This window comes from Massilia sp. P1_C10, assembly GCF_056406475.1.
On the sequence record NZ_JBFUAC010000005.1, the window covers coordinates 18,662 to 44,976 of the forward strand.

General features: G+C 67.2%; 8 protein-coding genes. 2 read left to right on the forward strand and 6 right to left on the reverse strand.

The genetic code is table 11. The annotated features are described in order from the left end of the window. The first annotated feature begins 8 nt into the window (after positions 1–8). On the forward strand, positions 9–986 hold the full coding sequence (locus AC1D02_RS12380) for a hypothetical protein (protein ID WP_477317208.1): 978 nt from the start codon (positions 9–11) through the stop codon (positions 984–986). A 6-nt stretch (positions 987–992) separates the two neighbouring features. Here the strand turns inward: AC1D02_RS12380 and AC1D02_RS12385 are convergent, their stop codons facing one another. Both AC1D02_RS12385 and AC1D02_RS12390 read right to left on the reverse strand, forming a co-directional pair. Further along, entirely contained in the window at positions 993–1,286 is a 294-nt protein-coding gene (locus AC1D02_RS12385) for an RnfH family protein (protein ID WP_477317210.1), read from the reverse strand. Beyond that, complete coding sequence (locus AC1D02_RS12390; protein WP_477317212.1) at positions 1,279–1,710, reverse strand: type II toxin-antitoxin system RatA family toxin; 432 nt, start codon at positions 1,708–1,710, stop codon at positions 1,279–1,281. The genes AC1D02_RS12385 and AC1D02_RS12390 overlap by 8 nt, the downstream gene beginning before the upstream one ends. 64 nt (positions 1,711–1,774) lie before the next feature. On the opposite strand from AC1D02_RS12390, the gene smpB reads away from it, so the two are divergent. Continuing rightward, positions 1,775–2,224, forward strand: a complete 450-nt coding sequence (gene smpB, locus AC1D02_RS12395; RefSeq protein ID WP_477317216.1) for an SsrA-binding protein SmpB — start codon at positions 1,775–1,777, stop codon at positions 2,222–2,224. A 99-nt stretch (positions 2,225–2,323) separates the two neighbouring features. Here the strand turns inward: smpB and AC1D02_RS12400 are convergent, their stop codons facing one another. From AC1D02_RS12400 to AC1D02_RS12415, 4 genes are all read right to left on the reverse strand, one after another. Further along, entirely contained in the window at positions 2,324–3,499 is a 1,176-nt protein-coding gene (locus AC1D02_RS12400; RefSeq protein WP_477317218.1) for a multidrug effflux MFS transporter, read from the reverse strand. Positions 3,500–3,673: 174 nt separating this feature from the next. After that, positions 3,674–4,345, reverse strand: a complete 672-nt coding sequence (lepB, locus tag AC1D02_RS12405; protein WP_477317221.1) for a signal peptidase I — start codon at positions 4,343–4,345, stop codon at positions 3,674–3,676. Between the two features lie 104 nt (positions 4,346–4,449). After that, positions 4,450–4,692, reverse strand: a complete 243-nt coding sequence (locus AC1D02_RS12410; protein WP_477317223.1) for a hypothetical protein — start codon at positions 4,690–4,692, stop codon at positions 4,450–4,452. Between the two features lie 269 nt (positions 4,693–4,961). Beyond that, on the reverse strand, positions 4,962–26,312 hold the full coding sequence (locus AC1D02_RS12415) for a LamG-like jellyroll fold domain-containing protein (RefSeq protein ID WP_477317225.1): 21,351 nt from the start codon (positions 26,310–26,312) through the stop codon (positions 4,962–4,964). Positions 26,313–26,315 lie beyond the last annotated feature (3 nt).

A 26,315-nucleotide genomic window follows, 5' to 3' on the forward strand; every position in this document is an offset into this window, starting at 1 on the left:
GATAACAGATGAAAACCTCACTCACCGCAATCGCATTGGGCGCGCTGTGCGCGTGCAATTTCGCCGCCGCTCAAGTGACGATCAGCCAGCAAGGCGTCGGCAACAGCGCCTACACGGAACAGCTGGGACCGTTGCCGGCATCCTCGACGCCCGTCGCGACAACCATCCAGATCGGCAATAACAACCATGCGGGAGATCCGCTCACCCATACCCCCGGCATTATCCAGCGCGACCGCTTCGAGCTGGCCAACGCCCGGATTTACCAGGAGGGTGACGAGAATACCGCCAACATCGCGCAGAACGGCGTCGCCTTGCCGGTGAACGCGATCATTGAACAGCGCGGCGCCGGCAATTCAGCCGACATCACGCAGACCATACAGACCTGGAGCGATGGCGTCATCTACCAGACCGGCACCCACAACCAGGCTACGCTGGACCAGCACTTTGTGACCGATTCCGGCTTCAGCGCGACCCAGAACGGTTCGGACAACCGGCTCACGGTCCTGCAATACGACACGCTCTACAACGTACCGACCATCACGCAAACCGGAACCGGCAATTCCATCAAGCTGGACATCGAGCGCGTGCTCGGCAGCAGCCCGCACATCGACCAGGTGGGCAGCAACAACACGGTCGACAGCATCGTGCGCGACGGCGACAGCATCTTCAACACGATCGCGCAGAACGGCACCGGCAACACCGCGTTCACCTACCTGATCGGCGGACCTGCCCTGGGGCCCGGCTATCACAACCAGAGTTCGCTGATCACCCAGACAGGGGACAACAATTTGGCCACGCACCTGCAGGAGGGGCCGAGCGAAGGGTCGATCAAGCAGGTGGGCAACGACAACATCGCCAGCCTGGTGCAGACCTACGTCGGCCCCGGCGAGTCGAACAGCGGATACATCAAGCAGATCGGGACCGGCGTTACCGCCAGCCTCGGCCAGAACGGCGCCGGCAACCATGCCGGCATTTACCAGCACTAGGCGGGTTTAGCCGGCAGCGTCCTTCTTGTGCGACGCGCGCCGGCGCCGCGAATCCTTCGGGTCCGCCACCAGCGGGCGGTACAGCTCGATCCGGTCGCGCTCGCGCAGCACCGTGTCGAGCGGCTTTTTCTTGCCGTAGATGCCGACCGGCGTCGTCGCCAGGTCGATCCCCAGTGCGCCCAGCACGCCGCTGGCCGCGAGCGCCGCCTCGATGGTCGTGCCGGCAGCCACTTCGAACTCGCGCAGCAGTTCCATTTCCGGCGTGGCGTAGCACAGCGACACGTGCAGCATGTCAGCCATACACCGTCTCGGCGCGCTTGCAGAAGGAATCGACCATGCTGTTGGCGATCATGCCGAACACCGGGCCGATCAGCTGCTCGAGGATGATGCTGGAAAACTCGTATTTCAGGTCGAATTCGACTTTGCAGGCGTCGGCACGCAGCGCCTTGAAGGTCCACACGCCGTCCATCACTTTGAACGGGCCGTCCACCAGCTTCATCGTCATCTGGGTGGGCCGGGTGTTGGTATTGGAGGTCGTGAAGCTCTGTTTGACGCCGTGAAAGTTGATGCCGAGGCAGGCCACCAGCTTGTTGTCGGTCTTTTCGAGCACCTTCACGCCGCCGCACCAGGGCAGGAATTTCGGATAATCCTCGACGTTGGCGACCAGGTCGAACATCTGCTCGGCGCTATAACTGAGAAATACTGTCTTGTGCACTACTGCCATGAGTCTGCCATTTGCTATGATGTTGGGGTATTTGTATCAGTAGTTTAACCGACCAAACGAATTCATGAGTATTGTTGACAACAGAAAAGCCTTTCACGACTACTTCATCGAGGACCGCTATGAGGCGGGAATCGTGCTCGAAGGATGGGAAGTCAAGGCGATCCGCGAATCGCGCGTCCAGATCAAGGAAGCGTACGTGGTCGTGCGCGGCGACGAGCTGTTCCTGTTCGGCGCCCACATCAGCGCCCTCGCGACCGCCTCGGCGTTCACCCACCCGGACGCGGTGCGCACCCGCAAGCTGCTGCTGCACCGCGCCGAGGTCGACAAGCTGATCGGCAAGGTCGAGCGGTCCGGCTTCACGCTGGTGCCGCTGAACCTGCACTACAAGGGCGGGCGCGTGAAGTGCGAGATCGGCCTGGCCAAGGGCAAGAAGCAGCACGACAAGCGCGCCACGGAGAAGGAACGCGACGGCAAGCGGGAAGTGGCTGCCGCGATGAAGACGCACAGCCGCTGACGAAGCGGGGGGTCAGGTCCGGCGGACCTGGAAGGAGTCGAGCCTTGCAAGGCTCGACCGTTCCGCAGGAGCGAAGCTTCGCTTCGCTAATCCCCTGCTTCACCCCCATTTTCCCAGCGTACTAAGCCGCCAGCAAACAAAAGCCAGCACCAGCCCCGCCAGCATCCCGCACGCCAGCTTCAGCGCGCTGCCGAACAGCAGCGGCGCCACCAGTCCCGACACCAGCGCAAACGCGATCATCTGGATAAACGACAGCATCGACGACGACAGCCCACGGTTGTCGGGGAACAGCTCGAACGCGCTCATTTGGATCGCCGGCATCGCCACCGCCAGGCCGAAGGTGAAAATCGCCAGCGGCAGCACCGCCCACGGCACCGCCGCCACGAACAGCAGGTTGTAGACCACGCCGATGCCGGCGCCGGCCAGCATGACCGAAAAACCGATCCACTTCATGCGCACCGGCTTGATCTTCGACGCGTACTTGCCGCTCCACGCTGACCCGATCACCATCCCGCCGATCAGCGGAATGAACATCCACGCGAACGCCGTCTCCGGCAGGTGCAGGATCTCCATCACGAAGTTGGCCGCCGAGCCGATGTACAGCGACAGGCCGCCGAACGCCAGGCCGACCGTGAGCGACAGCAGCACGAAGCGCGGATTGCTCAGTACTTTTACGTAGTTGGCGGCGATCGCCACCGGGTGGAAGGCGTGGCGCTGCTCCTTCGGCAGGCTTTCGGGCAGCGCGCGCCAGGCCAGCACGAACATCAGCGCGCCGAAGCCGGTGAGGAAGTAGAAGGTCGAGCGCCAGCCGAAGTGCACGTGCAGCCAGCCGCCCAGGATCGGCGCCAGCGCCGGCGCCAGGCCGAACACCATCATGATATGGGCCATCATCTTCTGCGCCTGCGCGCCGGAGAACCGGTCCTGCACGATCGCCGCGCCGATCACCGAGCCGGCGCCGGCGGACAGCCCCTGCAGCGCGCGGAATACCAGCAGCCAGCCGAAGCTGGGGGCGAATGCGGCGCCCAGCGACGCGAGCGTGTAGCAGAACAGCGCGACCATGATCACCGGCCGGCGTCCGAACGAGTCGGACAGCGTCCCGTAGAACAGCATCATGAAAGCGAAACAGAACAGGAAGATGCTGAGGGTCTGCTGGACCGCCACCGGGCCCACATTGAACTCGCGGCCGATGGCCGGAATCGACGGCAGGTAGGTGTCGATCGCGAGCGCGCCCACCATCCCGATAAAAGCCAGAATCACTGTCAACATCCGCTGCATTTGTGCGCGCCTTTACAAAAATATGGCGCCGCACATGCGAACCACCGAGGGGCAGGATTTTACCGCCAATCGGGTTTTTTCACCTGAACCGGCTCGATTGCGAAATGGAGTCCCCGCATGCGCGAGGACGACGATTGATTCGTCGTCCTCGCGAAAGCGCGGACCCCATTTCCACTAGCGCGCCAGCGACATCCCGAAGCGCTCGGTGCGCGGCATCCAGTTGCCCTGCATGTCGGCCGACACCAGCACGCGCACCGCGCGGCCGATCAGCAGATTGCGCGGCACCAGCCCGATCACGCGCGAGTCGGCGCTGTTGTCGCGGTTATCGCCCAGCATCAGGAACTGATCCTCGGGAATCGTCACCGGCGCGAAGTTGCGCATCGCCGCGATCTGCGGCAGCACCTGGATGCGGCGCTGGCCGGCCGCGGTGGTCTCGGTCATCTCCAGCGCGCCGATGGTGTCTCCGTTCGCCAGCTTCTCGGTGGCAGGCTTCTCCAGCGAATAGCCGGCGATCTGGCCGTTGATGACCAGCCGCTCGTCGCGCATCTCGACCACGTCGCCCGGCAGCGCGATGACCCGCTTGATCAGGCGCGTGCCGTCCTTCGGCGACGAGAACGTCACGATGTCGCCGCGCTGCGGATCGCCCAGTTTGGTGACCACGATGTCGGTCAGCGGCACCTTCAGGTCGAACGCGAGGCGATTGACGAACACCACGTCGCCTTCGAGCAGGTTGGGATGCATCGAGCCCGAGGGAATCGGGTTCCAGTCGGCGACCGCCGTGCGGAAGATCCCGAACAGGACCAGGAACATCAGGAAACCCTTGTTGGCACGCACCCAGCTTTTCATATTTTTCTATTCCGGAGAGGTTGGTATTGCTCAAGCGTATTGCATGATACTTTAACCATGCTTAAGACTCGGAAAACTTTTCGCGCTTGGCGCCCGCCGAAACATCAACGGCCGTTCAGCCAGCGCCAGCCCATCCTGACAAGGAATGCGCCCATCACCATTCCCAGCACGCCGGCGCCGACGCTGACAAAGTAGGAGGGATGCGGCATCGCGTGGATTGCCCCCAGGCGGCCCGCCGTCGTGGCGCTCTCCAGCGCCCGCAGCACATGGCGCGCGCATACACCCATCACGACCAGCCCGCCCGCGATCGCCAGCGCGCCTCCCAGCCGATGATCGGCGCTGCCCATTACAACGGCGCCCCTGAGCGGCCGGCGAGGGGCTTCACGTCGTCCTCGAGCGCGGCCGGCGCCAGTGTTTCCACCAGCCCGGGTCCGATTACGCCGCAGGCGGCCCGCCGGCGCGCAATCCCGGCGCCCACGCGGCGCCTGCCATTCATCATCGGTCTATCCTCGTTCCACCAATATGCCTCCTGATATTACACAAACGCTCCCCTCCGGTGAAGTGTGGCCATGCGCGGGACCGGGGCGCGCCCCGATCCCGCTTCCCTCCCCGCCCGTCAGGCTGCCACTCCCATCGACTTCACCGACGGCACCACCTTCAGCGCCACCTGCGCGCTGACAGTGCCGGCGGCCGGCGCCGGCGCCGCCTTGACGGTGAAATTGGCAGGACTGCCGGCCAGGTTCAGCGTCGTGGCACCGCCCGTGCCTGCGACCGGCGAGGCCTGGCTCGCCAGCGGCGCCGGCGCGGCCACGAAGGAGCTGGCCGCCTCGATCGGCGCCGGCGCGACCACTGCCGGAATCAGCGTGGTCGACGCGGCCTTGGTGCGGGCCAGCACGGCGCTGACGTCGCGCGACGTCAGGGCGCCGTCGGCATCGACGTCGCCGATCACCAGAGGGTCGATGTCGTCGGCCCCGGCCACGAAGGTGTCGAGCTTGACCACCAGCCGCTGCAGCTTGTTGACGTCGACGCTGTCGTAGGCACTGTTGCGGTCGATGTCGCCGGTATTGCCGACGTAGACCACGCCGGCATCGCCCGCATCCGGCGCCGCCGCGCCGTTGACCGTCACGCCCTCGAGCCGCAGCATGCCCGCGCTGCCGGCCTGCGCCTGGCCGTTCATCGTGGCGGCCACATTGAGGATCTGCCGGCTGCCGGCGGCGATCGGCACGCCGCTCTGGATCTGCACCAGGAAGCCGCCCGCGATGGCCTGCACGTTGACCGTGGCGCCCGGCGGCAGGCCGCTGCCGGCATTTATCGACGCCACGGTCATCAGCGCCGGGTCGACCATCAGGCGGAACGTCATGCTGCTGGCAGCGACGCTGTTGACCATGGTGACCGGGATGCCGGTGGCGGTATTCGGCACCTGCACCGCCTGGCCGGCAGCACGCGCGAAGTCCGGCAGCCGCAGCCGCACCGGCGGCGGCGCGACCGCGGCAAAGCTGGCGACGAAGTCGCCTCCCGCGCTGCCGTCGCCGTCGCCGTCGAGGTTGCCGCGGCTGGCGCTGGTCACGGCCGCCGCGCCGCTCTTCAGGCGCACCGTGTACTGGTCCGCCTCGAGGGTCGCGCCGGTCCGCACGAACTGCAGGCCCTTGCCGTCGGCATCGAACAGTACCGAGCCGGCCACCGCGCCGACGCGCGCCCCGCGCACCTCCAGGTCCGGATTGGCGCCGTACAGGTTGAACTGCGACTGGTCGATCACGTCGTTGAAGCGGATCGCGAAGCCCCAGGGCTGGGTGGCGAAGGACGTCGCCACCAGCTTGCCCAGCCTGACCTCGATGCTGAACGACTGTTCGGCCACCGCGTCGCTGCCGTCGCTGACCCGCACCCGAACCTGCGCCAGGCTGGCCAGCGCGGTGGCGGTCCAGCGCAGTTCGCCGGTGGCCGGGTCGATGGTTGCACCTTGCGGCGCCGCCAGGAGGCTGTAGCGCAGCGAATCGCCGCTGTCGGGATCCGATCCGGCCAGTTGCAGCACCAGGGTGTCGCCCTCGGCCACGACCTGGCTGGCGACCGGCGCCAGCGACGGCGCGTCGTTCACTGGCGTCACCGTGATCGACACGGTGGCCGAACTGGAAGCGCCGCCGGGCGCGGTCACGGTGTAGCGGAAGCTGTCGTCGCCGTGGTAGTTGGCCAGCGGGGTGTAGACAAAGCGGCCGTCGACCACCTGCACGCTGCCGTGCGCCGGCCCGTCGCCTTCCACCGCCAGCACCAGGCCGGCCGCGGCGCCGCCCTGGTCGTTGGCCAGCACGTCGACCGTCACGCTGGCATCCTCGTTCAGCGTCGCCGCATCGTCGGCTGCGCTCACCTCCGGCGCGGCGCTGGCGTAGCCGAAACGCAGCGTCGCCACATCGAGGCCGCTGGTGACGGTCAGCCTCTGGACTGCCGCGCCGGTGACCTGCTGGCCGTCCGGTGCGATGGTGCGCAGGGTGATCGCACCCGGTCCCAGCGCGCCGAAGGCGAAGTGGCCCGCCGCGTCGGTGCTGGCGCGCGCTTCGCCGTCGTCCAGCACGCCGTCGTCGTCGGCGTCGATGAACACGGTGACGCCGGCCAGGCCGTCCTCGCCGTCCTGCTGCACGCCGTCGCGGCTGGCGTCGCCGTACACCTGTCCTGCCACCTGGCCCAGCTTGAAGTTGCCGAAGTCCTGGTTGGCCAGCGTCTGGCCCGCTCCCACCGTGGCGGTGCGCGCGCTGTAGGCCGTCAGCGGGGCGTCGGACCCGCCGCCGCCGCCGCTGCCGCCGCCCGCGCCGCCGCCACTGGCCGCATAGTTCTTCAGCCCCTGCAGCAGCTTCGGAATATCGAGCTTGTTGTAGCTGGCGCTGCTGTTGGCGACGTTGTCGCTTTCGTCGTCGCCGTCCACCGCGCGATAAGTGTACAGGTCGAGCAGCGCGGCGAATTCGCCGGTGTTCAGGTAGCGCCCCATCAGGCTCTTGGCCGCCTGCTGCACCAGGGTCGCCGCGCCGCTCATGAAGGCTGCCGCCTGGCTGGTGCCCTGCATGGTGGAGAGGCCGCCGTTCAGGCCGGCCGAGGTGAAGCGCGCTCCCGGCGCCATCACGTCGATCTGGTCGGGATCGCGCTGGGTGAAACTGGCGATACGGCCGTATGCGGTGGTGTAGTCGGTGGCGCCGCTGGAGAAGCGCCACGGGCCGCCGAAATTACCGGCCCACATGGCGCCCACCGACAGCACCGCCGGGTCGGCGCCCGGGTAGGCCACGCCGAGCGCGCCGCCGGTCTGGAAGTAGTTGTTGCCGGAGGCGGCAACCATCACCAGACCCTTCGCCGCGAGCCGCTGGAACAGGTCCGCCATGCCATAGCGGCTGATCGCCTCGCCCCAGTTGCCGCCGTCGCCGAGCGACATGTTCACCACGCCGATGCCGTACGCTTCGGCATTCGCGTCGAGCCACTCGAGCGCGCGCTTGAGGGTCGACATGTAGCCCTGGTTGTTGGCGTCGAATACTTTCAGCACCACCAGGTCGGCCTCGGTGGCGACGCCGCCGTACTGCGCGTCGCTGCCGGCGATCACGCCGGCCACGTTGGTGCCGTGGCCGAGCATGTCGCTGGCGTCGCCGTCGCCGTCGCCGAAATCGTACTGGAAGGCGATGCGGTCAGCCACCCCGTCGCCATTGGCGTCAGGGCCGAAGAAGCTGCTCGACGTGTTGATGCCGGTATCGATCACCGCCACCCGCACGCCTTTGCCGGTCAGGCTGGCCAGCATCGGATCGGTGATCGTATCGAGTTTGGTGAAGTGGCCCGCGGCCTGGCCGGTGGTGTACTTCTCGAGCACGAAGGTGCCGCAGCCGCAGTTGAAGTTGGCGCCGGTGCCGTTCAGGTAGTCGATCAGCTGCTGCTCCTCCATGTCGGCGATCATCCCCGGCAGCGACAGCTGGACATCGAGGCCCTGCTGGCTGCCGTTGCCCGCTTCGATTGCTCCCGGCGCAGTCTGGATCCAGCCGGTGCGCACTTCCTCAACCACCCGGTAGCTGCCCGGCCGCAGCGCGGTGAACGCATAGATCCCGTTGACGTCGGTGTAGGTGTAGCGTTCGCCGACGTCGAGCGCGTCGTTGCCGTTGTCGTCGAGGAAGACGCGCCAGCCCGCCACGCCCGCTTCGCCCGCATCGAACGCCCCGTTGCCGTTGGCGTCCTCGTACTTCATGCCGGTGATGATCCCCGGGCGCACCGCGGCGAGGTCGCGCGTGGCGGCCTCGCCCGACTTGGGCGCGTACATGCCTGGATTCTGCAGCGGCAGCCAGCCGTCGCCGGCGAACAGCACCACCCGGCCGCTGCCCGGGCGCAGGCCGGCCAGCGCGTAGCGGCCGTCGGCGTCGCTTGTCGTCACCGCTTCACCAGCGTCGGCGGCGCCGTTGCCGTTCAGGTCGAGCAGCACCTGGCGACCGGCCAGGCCGGCCTCGCCGGCGTCGCGCACGCCGTTGGCATTGGCGTCGTCGAACACCACGCCCGACAGGCCGGCGAGTCCAAAGGCGCCGAAGTTGCGCGTCACCGCCGGCGCCTCCGCGCCGAGCGTGACCTGGGCCACCGGCGCCGGGGTGATGGTCCAGCCGGACGGCACCAGCACCGTGATGCGGTGCTGGCCCAGCGCCAGGCCTTCGAGCGAATAGCGGCCGGCCGAGTCGGTGATGGACGACGTTTCGCCGGCGCCCAACTGGCCGTCGGCATCCACGTCGTCGAACACGGTCCAGCCGCCCTGGGCCATTTCGTCGGCTTCGCGCGTGCCAGTGCCGTCGATGTCGTCAAACACCGTGCCGCTGACGGTGCCGGTGGACGCCAGCGCGCCGGCAAAGCCACTCTGCGCAACGGTGGCGCCGGCGTTGCCGGCCAGGTCGCGCAGCCGCGTCAGGTCGACTGACAGCTGGTAGCTGCCGGCGGGCGCCGTCAGCGGAGCCAGCCCGCTCAACACATACCGGGTCGCGCTCCCGCGGGTCAGCGTGGCGGCGCCCAGCACGTTGGAGCCGCCGTCGCGCGTCAGTGCAAACGCGTCCAGCGTGACCGTGGCCGGGTCGAGCGCTTCGCTGAAGTCGAGGGTGATGCTGCCGACATTGCCGTCGGTGTCGCGCGCCAGCACCGGCGCCGACATGGTAGGCCTGACCTGGTCGACAAACACCACCACGACGCTGTCGGCCAGGTTGCCGGCCGGATCGACCGAGCGCACCCGCAACTCGTGGCGTCCGGCGCCGTCGAGCACCACTGGGATGCTGAAATTGTTGCCGGCGACAGTCGCGTAGCCGATCTCATTGCCGGTGGTGCGGTCGCTCACCCGCACCGCCAGCCCGGCCTCGCCGACGCTGCCAGTCAGCGTAAAGCGCAGCGTGTTGATCACGCCATCGGCGTCATTGCTGCCGCTGTCGGGGTTCACCGCGAGGTTCGTCGCTGCCGCCGGATCGTGGAAGTCCATCAGCCAGCCGGTGCTGGCGCTGCCGGCACCGGTATTGCCGGCCAGGTCGGCCAGGCCCTCGCCATTGACGCTCAGGCGGTAACTGCCTTCCACCCCGCTGACCCAGTTGAAACCGGAGATGCGGTACGTGGTACCCGACACGTATTCGACCCTGGTGCGCGCGTCGATCAGGTTCGGACTGGTGACGCCGCCCACGGTGCGGGTCAGCACCACGTCGCGGTAATCGAAGCTGGCCAGATCGACCTGCTCGGACAGCTCGACGTCGAGCCCTAGCACGACGGTCTTGCGGATTTGGTCGATCAGGTCGATCAGGTCGATCACCTGGGGCGCCACGGTGTCCATCTTCCAGCCGACCGCCTGGCTGCCCAGCCCGGCCGCGCCGCCGGACGACAGCAGGCCGGCGCCGGTCAGCGTCAGGGTGTAGCCGCCGGCCGCGCCGGTCAACGGCGCCAGCCCGCCCACGCGGTACTGGTTGCCGGCCAGCCGGGTCAGCGACAGGTCCACGCCCGCCAGCGACTGCAGCACGCCGTCGCGTTCCAGGCGCAGGTCGTCGGCGCTGAACGAGGATGCGTCGAGCGCGGTGCTGAAGGTGATGTCGACGGTGTCGAGCGGGGTGTTGCGCGCGACGGGCCCGGCCGCCATGCTCAGCACATACGGCCCGATTTCGCCGACGCCCCAGGTCTCGGTCAGCACACCGGTGCCGGCGTTGCCGGCGTAATCGGCCACACCGGCCGCATTCACCGTCAGCCGGTACAGGTCGCCGGAGGCGGTCAACGCGGCCAGCCCGCCGATGCGGTAGGCGCCCTCGCCCAGCGCGGTGACAGTGACGCCGGTTGCGCCGTCCAGCAGATTCACACCAGGCTGGCCCTCGCGCGCCAGCGTCAGGTCGGCCACGGTGAAGCTGGCCGGGTCGAGCTGCTCGGAGAAGCGCACATCGATGGTGTCGACCGGTGCACTGGCCGGGTCGGGTGCGACCGCTACGATTTCGACCAGCCTTGGCGCCACCGAATCGTCGATCTTGAAGTAGGCGGTGTAGTGGCCGGTCGAGTCCTGGTCAATGAAGTGCAGCAGGTTCTCGCGCACCGCACCTGGGATCGATTCGGGGAAGCTGCGGCTGGTGCGCCACACCTCGCGCCCGAGGTTGAGCACCTTGCCGTCGCTGCGCACGATGCGGTCGAGCACATAGCCGACGCCGGGATCAGCGATCTTCAGGTAGCCCCAGCCGGCCCGGCTGTCGGCGTTGATCGCCACCGCCAGGCTGACGAGGGTCGCGCTGCCGGCCGCAGCCGCGTTGCCGATCGCGCGCACCACGTGCTGTGAGCCGTCGTTCAGGTACAGCCGGTCCGGCGTGTGATCCGCATCCGGGTCGTCGTTGGCCAGGAAGTCGGGGGCGTCGCCGCCATTCGCCCTCACCGAGCGGATCAGCTCATGGATGTTGACCGATTCGATCAGCGACAGGCGCGTGTCCCCCATGCCGTCGGTGTGCTCGAAGCTGGCGGTGTAGTCGACGAACTTGCCCTGCAGGGACGAGGTCATCAGCCACTGCGCGACCTGGCTCTGGCCGGCGGCGATGTTGCCCAAATTCGCCGTCAGGGTCGGCGCCACCGTGTCGGCGCCGACCTGGGTGCCGACGATCTTGAAATCGATCAGTAGGCCCTTTTCGTTTTCGATGATCTTCGGCTGGGCCGAGGCGATCGACAGGTTGCGCGCATCGCCCTTGCCGTCGTTGGAGACTAGCAGGCCCAGTGCGAACTGCTCGCTCGGCTCGACCACGTCCTCGGTGAACGGATCGTCGCCGATCACGTCGCGCTGCTGGAAGTAGTCCAGCTTCAGGCGCGCTTCCGGGTACACGGTAATTTTCGCCGGCATCAGCGGCACCGTGATCTTCTTCCCGCCTTCGATGTAGCTGAGCGTGCCACCGATGGTGTAGCGCGCCGGAGCGTCGCGCGCGGCGTCCACCGTGGGGATGAACAGGTATTGCGCGCGCCCGTTCGCACCGCCGGCGATCACGCCGGTGCCATCGATGGCGGTCAACCCGCTCAGCGCCGGTGCGCGCGCGGCGAACAGGTCGTTGACGGCGTTGCCGTTCTCGTCGCGGATGTCCAGCACCAGCTGCACGCCGGTCAAGGGGACGTCCGGATTGCCGTTGGTGACTTCGAGCGTACCCTGGAAGGCGGTACGCGTGAGCACCGCTTCCTGCTCGATCCGTATCCGCACCTGCGCACAGATGCCCGCCGCATCGGCGTTGAGGACGCCGTCGCCGTCGGCCTGCGCCTGCGCCAGCTGCTCCGCGCGTACGGCATCATGCTGCGCAACCACCGCCACCGAATCCGGCGGCAACGCGCCCGACGCCACGGCATCGAGCAAGCCCTCGCTGGCGCGCTCCAGTTCCGTGCTGGTTGCCCCCGCCTCTTTGCAATCCTTAAGGTCGATCCTGATCCCGAAATTCGGAAAGGAGAAGGATCCGTACGGAGCAAAAGCACCCCAGCTGCCGCCGCCATAGTTAGCGCCGGGCGTGGTGGTGCCTCCGCTTGGGTTGCTGGCCAGCTTGCCCAGATAAGGGCACAGGCAGTCGATCATGTCTCCCAGCGCACTGGCCGCGCCGGCTGCGGCGCCGGCAGGCCCGCCGGTCACGGCGCCGACGGCCGCATTGCAGGCTGCATTGATGATGAACTTGGTGCACGGCGAGGCATCGAAGCACTGCAACAGCACATCGAGCGCGTCGCACCCAAGCTTGCGCAAGTCGAATTCCCCATTGATGTGGTCCTTGATATGGTTTTGCGCGATCTGTCCCAGGTCGGCCCCACACATCATCACGGTGATCCGGGTCGGCAGGTTAATTGGCGGCAGTAGCGCACACGGCAAGGTGTACTGCGTGTCGATGCCAAGGCATTTGGCGAACGACGACAGTGCCCCCTCGGCGCCGACGGTGGGGTCGGGCAGCATCGCTGCGGCCACCTGGGCGGCCGTGACGCCGTCGCGCAAACGGATGGTGATCGGCACCTGCACCGAGCTCATTGCGGGCAGCACGTCGATCATCGGCGTCAGCGCGACGATCTCGAACAGGTCGTCGTTGACCGGCACCTTGATCGCGACATTTTCCGCCTGCACCAGGCCGTGGTTGGTCAGGGTCATCATCGTCGTCGAGGTCACGCCCGGCAGCACGACCGGTATCAGCAGCGGGTCGACCGTCACTACCGGCAGCGGCACTTCCGTCTCGAACGTCGACTCCAGCACAATCTTGTAGTGATCCTGCACATCGGTCGGCACCACGTTCCAGGAGTAGCTGACCAACTGCCGGTCGAGGATGACGTCCTGGTCGGTGGTGGTGCCCGGCTTGATGTGGATGGTTCCGCGGAAGCTCGCATGCTTGTCGGCCGTCACGGTCAGCAGGTACTGGCCTTCGGCGAGGTCGGCCAGCATCACGTTGCCGTCAGCGTCGGTGGTGGTGGTCGCCACCACGTCGAACGTGAACGGATCGGTCAGCGTCACAGTGGCGCCGGCCACTTTCGGCGCGCCTTCCGCGAAGAAGGTCAGCTGGTCCGAGACCGACACGTGCAGGTCGCCGCGCGCTGCGCTGACCGCGCGGAACTGGAACGGCACCGCCACCCCGGCCAGCTTGGCGTTGAGCGCGATCACGCCATCGAAGCGAATCAGCTCGGTCGATGCGTCGGGCCGCAGCGCCAGCGTGACCGTGGCCTTGCCGCCGGCGGCGATATTGTCGATCACCGGCAGGCTGGTGAGCGTCATCCACGGCAGGTCCGGCAGCACCACCTGGACCGGGCCGGTATCGGCCGCCCCCTGGTTGAACACGTCGAACGACACCATGGTCTGGACGCCGCGCAGCATGCCTTGTGCGAGGTAACCCGGGCTGGTAACCAGTTTCGGGCTTTGCGGGATGCAGGCCAGGTCGAGCAGCACACGCTCGGTGGCGCCCTCGCTGGTCGTAAACGTCAGCGTGCCGCGACTGGTGGCCAGAGCGTCGGTGATACCATGGCCGGTCAGCCGCCAGTTCACCGTGGTGGTGCCGGAACCATCGAGCGCGCCGGCCAGGTCCAGTATCTCGAACTGGAAATTCTCTGCCAGGCCTTGCACAGCAGCGGTCAGGCCGCTCAGGGCGACATCGCCGAGGTTCTTCAGCGTGAAATGACCCTCGAGCGGTACTTCGTTGGTGCCCATCATGTGGATCAACGGTACCGATGCCGCGAGGCCGATCAGGTCGAAACTGTCCTGCACCGCGAACGTGTGGTCGCCGACGTAACCTGCGCCAATCTCGAAATGCCCCGCCTCGCCCGGCAAGGGTTTGAAATCGACGGTGAAGGTGCCGTTGGCATCCGTGGTCGCATCGAGCAGGCGCTCGACCGCTCCGGTCCGCACCATCACCCTGACCGCCTGCCGCGCCGCCGGCGCACCGGTGATGGCGTCGACCGCGGTGCCTGTGAGCGGCACCACGGTGGCGTTGGCCTCGCCACTGACCGCCAGCCGCGTCACCGCCGTCTGCACCGTCGCCGTCAGCGGTGCGCGCACCATCAGCGTCGCCGCGGCCGCGCTCACATTGTTACGCTCGGATCCTTCGGCCAGGCTGCCAAGTGCGTCGGTGAGAACGATGATGTGGTATTCGCCGGTTTCTTCCGGCAGCTGGATCGAGGCCGACTGGGTGTAGGTACCGTCGCGCAGCAGCGTGGAAGGATGGATGACCGCCGCTACCAGCCGGTCGGCCGAGCTGAGCACGGTGTCGCGCGACAGATACACGCGGTCGCGGAAGCCCCCTGCCGCATCGGCGCGTCCGGCGTTGCTGACCGACCAGCTGATGTCGATGCGTGTGCTCGCTACGCCGCCGGCCGGGAAGCCGATGGCGCTCACCACCAGGTCGGGCAGGTCGCCCTCGGTCACCGTCAGCCCGGCGGCGCCGTCGTTGAAGCCGGCGGCGCGGGCACGAATGGTAACGGCCTTGGTACCGTCGGCCACATTGTCGGCAACCGGGGTGATCTGGAACGTCGCCGTCGCCTGGCCGGCGGGGATAGTCACCGTGGCCGGCACAGTCGCCTCGCCTGCATTGCTGCTCGACAGGGCCACCACCAGGTCGCCCACTGTGCCGGTATTGCGCCGGACCACACCGAGGATCGGGCTACCGAGTTCGCCGACGCTTTCAGACTCGAGCGATACCGACAATGTCGGCCCGTCGTCGTCGGTGACCAGAAGCGTCGATACCGCCGCGTTCTGGCCGATCTGCATGCCGTTCGGCGCCAGGATGGTGGCGCGCACCGCCACTTCGCGATTCGGATTGACATCGCCATTGTCGACCGGGGACGCATTGAAATGCACCTCCGTCTCGCCCGCGCCAATGACCACCCGGGTCGGCACGGTCAGCGATTCGTTCATCGCGCTGGCGATATTGACCACCAGGTCGTAGGTTCCGGGCCGGTTGCGCCGCAAGGTCACACCCACCGAATTGGCGCCGGCGCCCTCCGCGACTTGCGAAGCGCTGAACGTCATCGTCAGTTCGGGCAGCTCGTCGTCGACCACCGCAATGTTGACCGAGTCGCCGCGGTAGCCGTCGGCCACGGCGTTGACGCGGATGTCGCGCGTTCCCCATACCTCGGGATCGTCGACCAGGGTCGCGTCGAAGCTCACGCTGTCGGCGCCTGCCGGGATCACCACCGTGCCCGGCACGTTCAGCGCGCCCGCATTGGTGCTGCTCAGCCGGATCAGCTGGTCGCCCGCGCCGGTCCCGGTGTTGCGGTGCACCGTCATGTGGACGCTGCCCTGGTTTTCCTGCACCGCCACCACCGAAGATAGCTCCAGTGCCGGGACGTCGCTGTCGGTGACGCTGAGCGTGCGGCTGTCGCCCTCCACGCCGGCTGCCGATACCGCGATCTGGACCAGCTGGGTGCCATCGACGATACCGTCGGCCGGCAGCACAATGCCAAATGTGATGGACGCCTGGCCTGCGGGAATCGTCACAGTCGCCGGCACCGTCGCCTCGCCCGCATCGCTGCTGGCGATGGCGATGGTAAGCGCCTGCGCCAGGTCGCCGTTGCGCTGCACCGTGGCCGTGGTGGCGCCGGCCGCTTCGGCCACGCTGCCGGCCCTCAGGTTCAGCTGCAGTGCCGCGGCCACCACGCTGTCGGCCGCGGCGATGGCGCTGTTATCGAGCTCATTGCGTTCGTTGACGCCGTTGCCGCTGTCGGTCTTGACGACGAAGCGCCAGTTGCCCGGTGCCAGCGTAGTTGGCAGGCTGACCTGGGCGCTGCGCGCGACGCTGCCGTTGCCGGCCACCGTGCCGGTCCAGGACACGCTGCCCACCAGCAGGTCGGCGCCGAGCACCGCGTCGTTGGACAGGAAGACCTGGGTCGCCCAGGTCCCGGAGGCCGGTTCGGCCAGCAGGTTTCGCTCATCCCAGTTAACCGTGACGGTCGCGCCGGGACGCATCGCTGCCGGGCCGGCGACGTTCGCCGGCGCCAGGTTCGGCAGCGGCGCTTCGGCCACCGTCACCGCGGCCGAAGCGGCCACGTTGTTCGCTTCGCCGGCCAGTTCGCGCAGCGCGTTGCCGCTGTCGCTGACCACGATGATGCGCCAGCTGCCGGCCGCAAGGGTGTCCGGCAGCATCACGCTGGCGCTGCGCGCTAGGGTCGCGCCGGCGCCCAGTGCGGCGTCGACCGCAAAGCTGCCCAGCTGCAGGTCGCCGCCGTCCAGGGTGGCATCCGCCGACAGGAAGAGTTTCTCGAACCAGCCCGGCAGCACCGGCGCACTGCCGTCGTTGCGGGTGGTCCAGGTCACCGTGCTGGCGCGGCCCGCGGTGGCGCCGGCGCCAACCGCGACGTCGTTGGCGCGCACGTCCGGATGGACCACCGCGGTGGCGGCGGCCACGCCGCGGTTGCCGCTCTCCGCATCGGCGGCACCGGTTTCGTACACCTGCCCATTGACATCGGTGAGCACCAGCACCTGCCATGCGCCGTCGCCGACGTCGGGCATCCAGAACTGGACGTTGGACTGCTGGCGCGCACCGCCGGCAAGCGGCGCGTCGTGGGTCAGGCTGGTCAGGTAGACCGCGCCGGCCAGGGTGCCGTCGCGCGACAGCCAGACCTGGTCGGTCCACGGCCCCGCGGCCGTGCCGGCGCCGTTGTTGGCGATCTCCCAGCTGACCGTTTGCAGCTGGCCCGGCTGGGCGGTGGCCGGCCCGCTGACGTTCTCCACCCGCAGGTCGACGGCCGGGGCCACGGTCAGGGCGATGGCGCCGTCCGAGGCGACCGTGTTGTTGGCGCCGAAACGGCTTTCGAAGACATAGCCGTAGTGATTGGTCTGCAGGACCAGCTTGTAGTTGCCGGTCACGCCATTGGGCATCACCACGTTCTGCGTCATGTCGTAACTGGCGCCCACTGCCAGTGCGCCGCTGTGGCCGAAGGTGCCGAGGTCGATCGCGCCCGAGCCGGCGCCTACAGTGCCGTCGAGCGACAGCCACAGGCGGTCCACCCACCAGCTGGAATTGGTGGTGGCGTCGCCCTGGTTGGTCACCCGCCAGGTCACCGGCACGGTGGCGCCGCCGTTGGCGGCGGCCGGCACCGACAGCAGCGTCGGCACCAGGTCGGCATGGTAGGCGGTCAGCAGGGTGGCCTTGACGGCGCTGACGTTGTCGCCCTCGGCGTCCGGTTCGGCCACTTGGCCCAGCACGTCGGTCACCAGCGCGAAGCGGTAACTGCCGTCGTAGCCGCCCGGCACCAGCTGGGTCATGCTGACACTGTAGCCGGCACCGGATTCCAACGCGCCGGTGTGCAGCACGCTGGCGATTGTGACGTCGTCGGCGTTGCCGATCACCGCGTCCTGCGACATGACGATGCGGTCATACCAGCTGGTCGCGCCGGTGGCGGCGTTACCGGTGTTATTGACGGTCCAGGCGAACGCGGCGAGGTCGCCGCTGCGCTGGCTGGCCGGCGCCGAGAACTCGCTCGCCACCAGGTTCGGCGCGCGCCGCAGCACAGCGGTGCCCTCCGCGCTCGCGCTGTTGTTCGCTTCGTTGGTCTCGGGCAGCGTGCCGGCGCCGGCCGTATTCTGGTCTGTCGTCACGGTGAAGCGGATGCGCCCGACCGAGGCTGCGCCATCGGGCAGGCGCAGGGTGAACGTGCGCGCGGCGCTGGCGCCGGCCGCCAGCGCCGTCACCGGCGCATAGGACACGTCGAGGTTCAGCAGCGGCAGGCCGGTGTCTAGGTTGACCGCCGTGATGCGGTCGTACCAGCCGGCCGGGGTGGGCGCGTTGCCGCCATTGCGCACGGTCCAGGCCAGCTGCACCTCACCGCCGGAAACCGGGTCGGCGGTGAGCACCTGCAGACCCTCGATCGACAAATCCGGCGCCGAGGTGACGACGATGCTGGCAGTGTTGTTCGCTTCGGCCGTATCGGCGGCATTGTATTCGGCCACTTCGCCCAGGGCGTCGGTGGTCACCGTCACCTGGAACTGGCCGGCCCCGTTGCGCCCGGCCGGCCAGTTGAACGCTAGCTGGCGGTCGACCCCGGCGCCGGCGGCGATCACGGCCCCGCCGCCTTCGATGCGGCTGGTCTGGTCCAGCACGATCTCGCCGGTGGAGAGGTTGCGCACCACGACCCGGTCGGACCAGCCGGCACTGGTGGAAAGCTCGCCGCCATTGCCGACGCGCCAGCTGATGGTTGCCGCGTCCCCGGCCGCGAGATTGGAATTCGGCGCCAGGACGACTCCGCTGACCGTCAGGTCCGGATAGGTCATCAGCGCCGACTGCAGCGTGATTTGCGCACTGTTGTCGTTCTCGCCGCTGCCCTGTTCCTGCACCGCGTTGGCGACGTCGGTAATCACGCTGACCGTCAGTGTTCCCGCGCCCCGGGCGCCTGCCGGCAACTGCACTGTGGCGCCGCGGGCGACGCCAGCGCCGGAACGGATCGCACCCGCCGCCACCGGGTCATAGCCGACCAGTTGGTTGACCAGCGTCTCGCCGGCGGCATTGCGTACCACGATCCGCTCCTGGAACGCGGTTGTGACGTCACGCACGCCGTTGTTGGCACTGTTCCAGCTCACGACCAGGCTGCCGCCTGAATGCACGCTGCCGTCGGCGCCGGCCGCCGCCAGGCCCTGAACCAGCAGGTTCGGCCCGGGCGGCGTGCCGATGGCCAGCGGAATCGGCGCCTGCTCCAGCACCGGCTGAACATTGAAGCTGAAATTGACGCTGCTGTAGCTCGTCGCATCGTGCGGATAGCCCTCGACGACGATCGTGTATGTCCCGCTGAACGGCATCGCGGTGGTGGCCTGGTCGACCATGCCGCCACCGTAAAATACATTGTGGCCATAGGGGTCGAGCAGGCGCCAATAAGTGTTGCCGGAGCTGCGCGACAGTACGTCGAACACGAACCGGTCGCCCGCCAGTGCGCTGAACTGGAACGCGCTGGTCGAATCGGACGGCGCCAGCTGGCCGCTGACCGCAATGCCCGGCGTGATCGCCGTCGCTGCGGCCAGGTCGAGCAGGCGAAACGCATAGTTGCCGGTAGCGGCCCCGCTGCCGTCGATGATCAGGGTGTAGGAGCCTGCGGACAAATCGAAACGCGCGGTGGTTTCCCAACCGTAATCGAGGCCATCGGACTCGGTGATGACCTCCACGCCTTCGCTGTCGAGCACGCGCCAGGTGATGTCGCTGCGCGGAGCGAGGCTATCGAACCACAGCTTGCTCGCCTGGGACAGGGTGAAATTGTAGCGCTGGGTGTCGCCCGGCTGCGCCAGCACCGCCTCGGTGCGCGCACCCAGGGTCAGGGCGTGGACCGGATCGCTGTTCCGATAGGCGGTAAACGTGTAGCTGGACGCACCGGCGGAGCCGTAATACCCCTCCAGCGCCAGCAGGTAATTGCCGGAGCGCGGCAGTTTCACGCTCTCCAGGCCGCTGGTGTAATAGTTCTCGCCGACGACGGCAAGGGTTTGGGCGTCGAGCACGCGCCAGAAGGCGCTGCTCATGTTGGTCGCCGCGCTGCTGCCGAAGTAGAGGCGATCACCCTGGTCGCCGCTAAACGAATAGAAGCGTGTCGTATTGGCCGGCGTCAGGGTCCCACTGACCGGCACGCCCAGGCTCAACGGTGCGGCCGAGGCGGTAATGTCGAGCAGGCGGAAAGCGAAATTGCCAAGCGAGCCCGAGGTATTGGTCGAGACCGCGAAGCTGTAGCTTCCGGCAGCCAGATCGTAATAACTGCGCCCGTTGGGCCCATCGGTGTCGTAACTGAAATGATCAGCGATCAGGCCATTCGGCCCCGTCAGTTTCCATTCGACGTACGGGCTGGACGCGCTCGGCAATGCGTCGACATTCAGACGCATCGGTTCGGTTAACGTAAACGAATAGAGCTTCGGCTCGTTGATCGCAGCCAGGGTACCGGTGACATCGGCGGCTCCACCGCTAAACGCGAGCGCGGTCGATCCCGGCGGCGGCGCAAGCGTGATGTGCCCGGTGAGCTGGACCTTGAACTGGTGCTGCTCCAGCCCGTGCGCGTCGATCGGGTTGTCGATCACGACAGTGTAGCGGCCGGACTCGCCCAAGGTCAGGGTGCCAGGCTGCCCCGGCTCGTAAAAATAGGCATTGTGCAGCTCGAATCCCGTCGGGCTATACAGCCGCCACCTGGGCAGGTCGCCGGTGTTGGCGAGGTAGTCGAGCAACACCTGGTCGCCCGCCACCGCGTCGAAGGCATACAGGGTGGCGCTATTGGCTTGGGGGACGGTGGCGCTGACGGTGGCGCCATAGGTGATCAGCGTGCTGTCACGCAGGTCTGCCAGCCGGAAGGCGAATCGCCCGGTGGCGTCGGCGCTGCCATCCACCTCGAGCGTGTATTCGCGGCCGCCGCGCAGCACGAAATCGTAGCGCGAACTGTAGTCGCTGTTGCGCAGGCTGCGTCCGTTCAATGATGTTCCGTGGGCGTCCGTCACGACGTTGCCACCCTGGTCGCGCAAGGTCCACGTGAAGTTCGAATCGGTGGTCAGGCTGTCGAACAGATAATGGCTGTCGTCGGCCGGCGTCAGGCGGTAGAAGATGCGTTGCCCTGGCGCCGAAATGGCGCCTTCCACCACCGTTCCAGTGAGCCCGGCATTGATGTTGGCGATCCGGCCATCGAGGTTGTTCGGTCCGGAGTCTGCCAGCGCGCGGCCGCTTCCTTCATCCATTTTCAGATTCAGCACCAGGCCCGCCTCGTTGCCCGACAGGCGCAGGTTGCGCTGGGCATCGATCACGGCCGCGGAGAGCGCCGTGTTCCACAGGCGCAGGTCCGCGACCGCGCCGTTGAGCGGCAGCGGCCAGGCTGGCAGATCGGTGCCGCCGATCCGCAGCGACGCCGTCGGGATGCTGGCCGCCGCGGTCTGCTGCGCCACGCTGAGCGTGCGCGTGGCCACTTGCTGGCCGTCGAGGTATATCGCGGCGCTGCCACCGCTGCGGTTGATTGCGACGCTGACCCGGTGCCAGTCGCCCGCTACCAGGGTATTCGCGGCGCTGGCGAGCGTCCACTTCTGGCCGTTGTTGTTAGTCTCGAGCTGCAGCTGCCCCGAACTGTTCACCCATACCCCGAATGTCTGGTGGCTGTCGTCGCCGGTGCGCGACACCAGCGGGATCCAGCCTGGAGCGGGGCCATCGAGCCTTACCATGAGCTCGATGGTCACGTTGCCGGTCAGGTCGTGGGCGGCCGAAGGATCGATCACCACCTGCTGCAGAGAGCCCAGCTGGACCGCCTGGCCGCCCGCCAGCGGGCCGGTGCGCCAGGCCGGAGCGAGCAACTGTTCGCTCCCGACTGCCAGGTCAATGGTTCGGTCATGCACATCACGGATCACAAATTTGAAGTCGCGCACCTGGTCGCGCGCGCCGCTGGCGCCGTAATCTTCGACGATCAGGGTGTAGGTGCCAGTGCGCGCCAGCGTGGTCGCGTCGCGGTCGCCGAACCAGTTGACGCCGAACACCTGAGCGCCGCTAGGGTCGAGCAGGCGCCACACGGGCTGCGGCGAGGTATTCGCCAGGACGTCGAAGTAGACGCGCTGGCCGGCGGCCGCGTCGAAGTGATAGATCGTGCTGATCGAACCCGGATCGAGCCTGCCGCTGACCTCCTGGTCGAGCGAGATGTGCGCGGCGCTGCTGGCGTCGATCAGGCGGAACATGAAGTCGCCGGTGGCCGGTCCGGTGCCGTCCACGGTGATGGTGTAGCTACCCGCCGGCATGCTCAGCAAGTTGCGACTGTTGATCGCATCGTTATAGAACGTATCGCTGGTCGATAGTCCTTCCCCTTGGAGGGTCCAGCGGATGTCGCTGCGCCGGGTCAGGCTGTCGAAGTACATTTGCGCCGGTTCGGCCAGCGTGAAGGAATAACGCCGGACCTGGCCGGCCTGGTCGAGGCGGCCGGTGACAAGGCCGTTGACCTGCGCGGCGATGCGCCTGATGGCGCCGCTTCCTGCGCCGCGCGCGTCGACCACGGCGGCGCCGGCGGCTTCATCGAAGCGGTACAGGGCTGCCAGGCCGGCCTCGCTGCCGGTCAGCGGGGTGGAACTGGCGGCTGCCGCCTCCGGCGTGGTCAGCGCGCGGTTCCAGATTGCCAGCTGGTCGACAGTGAGCTGATGGCCGTGGTATTCCGATCCTTCGGGTGTATAGCCGATGCGCATCGGCTCCGCCAGATCGACCGCCGGAAGGGACGACAGCGAGCCCTGCGCCACCTGTACGCCATTCAGCACGATGCGCAGCTGGGAGTTGGCGCGATCGTATACCGCGGCGAGGTCGTTCCAGGTTCCGGCGGTGACCAGCCCCGCCGCGCTCTGCACGCTGTTGGAGCTGCCGTTGCTTGCATTGCTGGTGATCTGGATGCGCCCGTCGCTGGTGATGAACACCCCATACTGGCGCTGCGACTCCGGCGTGGCCTTGCTCACCAGCGGAATCCAGTTGCTGCCGGGGGGCCAGCTGTCGACCCGGAAGCTGGTCTGCAAAGTAAAGGAGCCGGTCGAATCAGTGGCGGGGGAATCGGCGAACTCGATGTACTGGGCGTCGCTGACCTGAACCGCGCCGCCGCCGTTGCGCCCGGCGCTACGCTGGATCCCGGCGTCGCTGCCGGCCGCGATATTGATCGGCATGATAGCCGGCTCGCTTACCTTGGCGATCTTGAACGCGTATTGGGCGACCTGGCCGTAGTTGCTGTAGTCGCCGTCGACAATCAGCGTGTAGGTGCCGCCCAGCGCCAGCGGCGTCGGATCGCGGTCGGACATCGTGGAGCGGCCGAACACTTCGCGGCCGAACGGGTCGATCAGGCGCCAGGCCGGAGTGAAGCCGCTCGATCCCAGGCTCTGGAAGTACAGCGCGTCGCCGGCGGCGGCGTCGAAACGATACAGGGCAGCGCCATCACCGGGGTCCAGCGTCCCGCTGACCTTCTGGCCAAGCGTCATTGGAATCGAATGGGACTGGTCGACGAGGCGGAACGCGTAGTCGCCGACACTGCGTCCGCTGCCACTCACGGTAAACGTATAGTCACCCGCCGGCAATGTGAGCACGCGGTTGCTGAAGTACAGCAGGTTCTCGCTGAAGGAGGTGCGCGGGCCGTTGATCGCAAGGGTAAAATTGCCGCCATTCGTGATCGTGTAAGGGGTCAGGCCGTCGAGGTAGAAACTGGTCGTTTCCGCCAAACTCAGGCGGTACACATCCTGCTCTCCGGGCAGGTCAAGGTGCCCCGCCACAACCCCAGTCATGCCGGCGAAACGGCTGTGGATCGACGCCGCCAGTCCACTTTGCGAGGCGTCGGCCAGCACGCTCCCGCTGTTTTCATCGAGCTTGAGCCACAACTTCAGGTGACTGTCGGCCGAACTCGGTACGGCGGTAATCAGGTTGTTCACTTCGGCGGCGCCGAGCGCACGATCCCACAGGCGGAATTCGCCGATCGCCCCACTCAACTGGTAATTGCTGCTGTAACCGGCGTTCTCGCGCGTGCTGCCGAGCGTGAGCGGCGTGTCCCACACCTTGGCATCGCCGTACTGGGTGCGCATCACGCCGCTGGTGGCCAAAACACCGTCGACGTACAGCCGCATCTCGCCGCCGGTGCGGTTGAGAACACCCGTGATGTCATACCATTGCCCGGCCTTGACCGTTCCCGCGACGCTGTTTACCACCATCTGCCCGGCGGCGTCGGTCGTCGACAGCTGCAGCGCGCCTGAGGAATTGACCCACAGCGTATAGGTATGCTGGCCGCTGCCGCTGCCGTCGCCGCCTTTGAAGACGATGCTCTGCCAGGTCTGATCGAAGTTGTCCACCCGGACCCGCACCTGGAAGCTGGCGTCGTGCGCCAGGTTCAGCGCCGGGGCCGGATCGACACGAATCTCGTTGCGGCTGTCCACACGCACGGCCGCGCGGGTACCGTCACTGGTCCACGCCGGGCCGGTACCGATATTCAGGGCGGGGTCGTAGGCCGTCTGCGTATCCGTCGGCATCGACAGCATGAAACGGTAGTCGAGCGGAGAAACGCCGGCGCTGTTCGAGCCTTCCACCAGCAGGGTATATTCTCCTTGCTGCGTCAGCGTCCCGTTCCAATCGCCCCAGCCGCGGGAAGCGATCGCCTCGCGGCCGGCCGGGTCAAGCAGGCGGTAGCGCAAATAGCTCTGGTTGGTGCCGTCCAGCGCCGCAAAGAACAGATGCTGTCCGGCGCTGGCGTTGAAGCGGTAGGCTGCCATTGCGCTGCCCGGATCGAGCCGTCCGGTGATGGGGGTGTTCGCCGGCGCCGGCGCGGCTGCGGCGCCGATGTCCACCACGCGCAGCTTCACACTCGGCATCGCGCTGCTCGAGCGCACCGTGAGCGCATACGCACCGGCAGGCAGGGTGAGCAGCTTGGCGCCGTCGTCCCAACCATAATATTGGTAGCCACCGTAGGTCGCGTTCTCCACCTCGCTGCCACGCGGTCCTTGCAGCGACCAGGTCGCCGTATAGTAACCGGGGTTCTGTGTCAGGGGATCGACATAGACTGTTGTCGCATGGTCCAGTGTGAAATTCCACACGGTCGAGCCATTCGCGGCAATGCTGCCTTCGACCGTTTCGCCCACCGCCAGCGGTGCGCCGGCGGGCAGCGGCGCCGGCGGCGAGTTGCCGCGGTCGATCAGCCGAAAACTGAACGACGTCGTCGCGGTGCGCGCGTTATCGCCCGACACCGCCAGCGTGTAACGCCCGGTGGCGGGCAATGTCAGATTCGTCTGGTCGCTCAGAGAAAACGAATAGGACATCTTGCGGCCGTACGGATCGATCAACTGATATGTCGCGCCGCCGCCGCTCGAACTGATCACATCGATGTCGATCTTGTCGCCCGCCGCAGCATCGAAGCTGAACGCCTTGAGTGTATTGCCGGGCGCGAGATCGGCGCTGACCACACTGCCGCGCGCAATCACGGTCGCCGCGCCCAGGTCGACCAGTCGCAGCGACGCCGTGCCGTGCGCGTTGCCGCTGCCCGACACCACCAGCGTGTACTGCCCGGCAGGCAACGCCATAGCGCCGGTACCGTAATAGCCATGATCGAGGTAGTTGAGCAGGCCCCGATCGCTGATCGCCTGGCCATAGCTGTCCATCACCTGGCCGTTCGGACCGGTCAGCGATACCTGCAGGTTGTCGTTCGGCGTGAGGGAATCGAGCAGCACGCTGCGGGCGCTGCCGAGCGTGAACGTCACCACCGAGCGGTCGCCGGCGGCCGGCACGCTGGCGTCGATCGCCAGCGCAGGGCCGCTCCACACACCCAGGTTCTGCACCGGCGCGGTGGTCTTGTGCAGGGTGAAGCCGAATCCGGCGCCGGCGGGCACGCCGCTGCTGCCGTCGAGCAGCACCGTGTAGCGGCCACTGAACGGCAGCACAGGCACCGCGCTGTCCATGTACTGGCCGGTACCCCAATTCGCATTGACCTGCTGTCCGAACGGGTCGTACACGCGCAGGTACGCATCCGGACGCTGCTGCCATGTCAGGAACAACTGGTCGCCAGCGCTGGCATCGAAAACATAGGCAACCGTCTGGCTGCTCTGTTCGAAAGTTCCGGTGACCGCCGTGTCGAGAGTGACGGTGGTGGCGCGCGTGAGGTCGAGCACGCGCAGCGAATAGGCGCCGGTGGTGGCCATGTCGCCCGCCACGTCGAGCTTGTAGTCACCCGCCATCAGTTCCATCGGGGCATAGCCGGCGGTAGTGCCGGACAAGCTGATAAAAGTGGCGCGGTCAATCACCTTGCCAGATGGCCCAATCAGGCTCCAGTTCAGGTTGCCGTTCTGGGTCAGGCTGTCGAATGACACCCTGGTGCTGGCGTCAAGATGAAAGGTGTAGTGGTCGACTTCGCCGGCGCTGTCGATGCTGCCCGCCACCGTCACCACCGCCAGCGGGTCCGCATCCATCAACACCCTCTGTTCGAGCGTTTCGACCAGCAGCCTGCGCTTGAACGGCGCCGCCGCGCGCGCCCGGCGCAGGCGTCCTGCCCAAGGGTTGAAGGAACTGCCGACATTGCCCTGCTCGCTCTGGCCGTGAATGCGCGTCATGAT

Bases quoted from the DNA above. Each gene is read 5' to 3' on its own strand.
- AC1D02_RS12410 (WP_477317223.1), bottom strand. From the start codon at position 4,692: ATGGGCAGCGCCGATCATCGGCTGGGAGGCGCGCTGGCGATCGCGGGC.
- AC1D02_RS12390 (WP_477317212.1), bottom strand. From the start codon at position 1,710: ATGGCAGTAGTGCACAAGACAGTATTTCTCAGTTATAGCGCCGAGCAG.
- smpB (WP_477317216.1), top strand. From the start codon at position 1,775: ATGAGTATTGTTGACAACAGAAAAGCCTTTCACGACTACTTCATCGAG.
- lepB (WP_477317221.1), bottom strand. From the start codon at position 4,345: ATGAAAAGCTGGGTGCGTGCCAACAAGGGTTTCCTGATGTTCCTGGTC.
- AC1D02_RS12380 (WP_477317208.1), top strand. From the start codon at position 9: ATGAAAACCTCACTCACCGCAATCGCATTGGGCGCGCTGTGCGCGTGC.
- AC1D02_RS12400 (WP_477317218.1), bottom strand. From the start codon at position 3,499: ATGCAGCGGATGTTGACAGTGATTCTGGCTTTTATCGGGATGGTGGGC.
- AC1D02_RS12385 (WP_477317210.1), bottom strand. From the start codon at position 1,286: ATGGCTGACATGCTGCACGTGTCGCTGTGCTACGCCACGCCGGAAATG.
- AC1D02_RS12415 (WP_477317225.1), bottom strand. From the start codon at position 26,312: ATGACGCGCATTCACGGCCAGAGCGAGCAGGGCAATGTCGGCAGTTCC.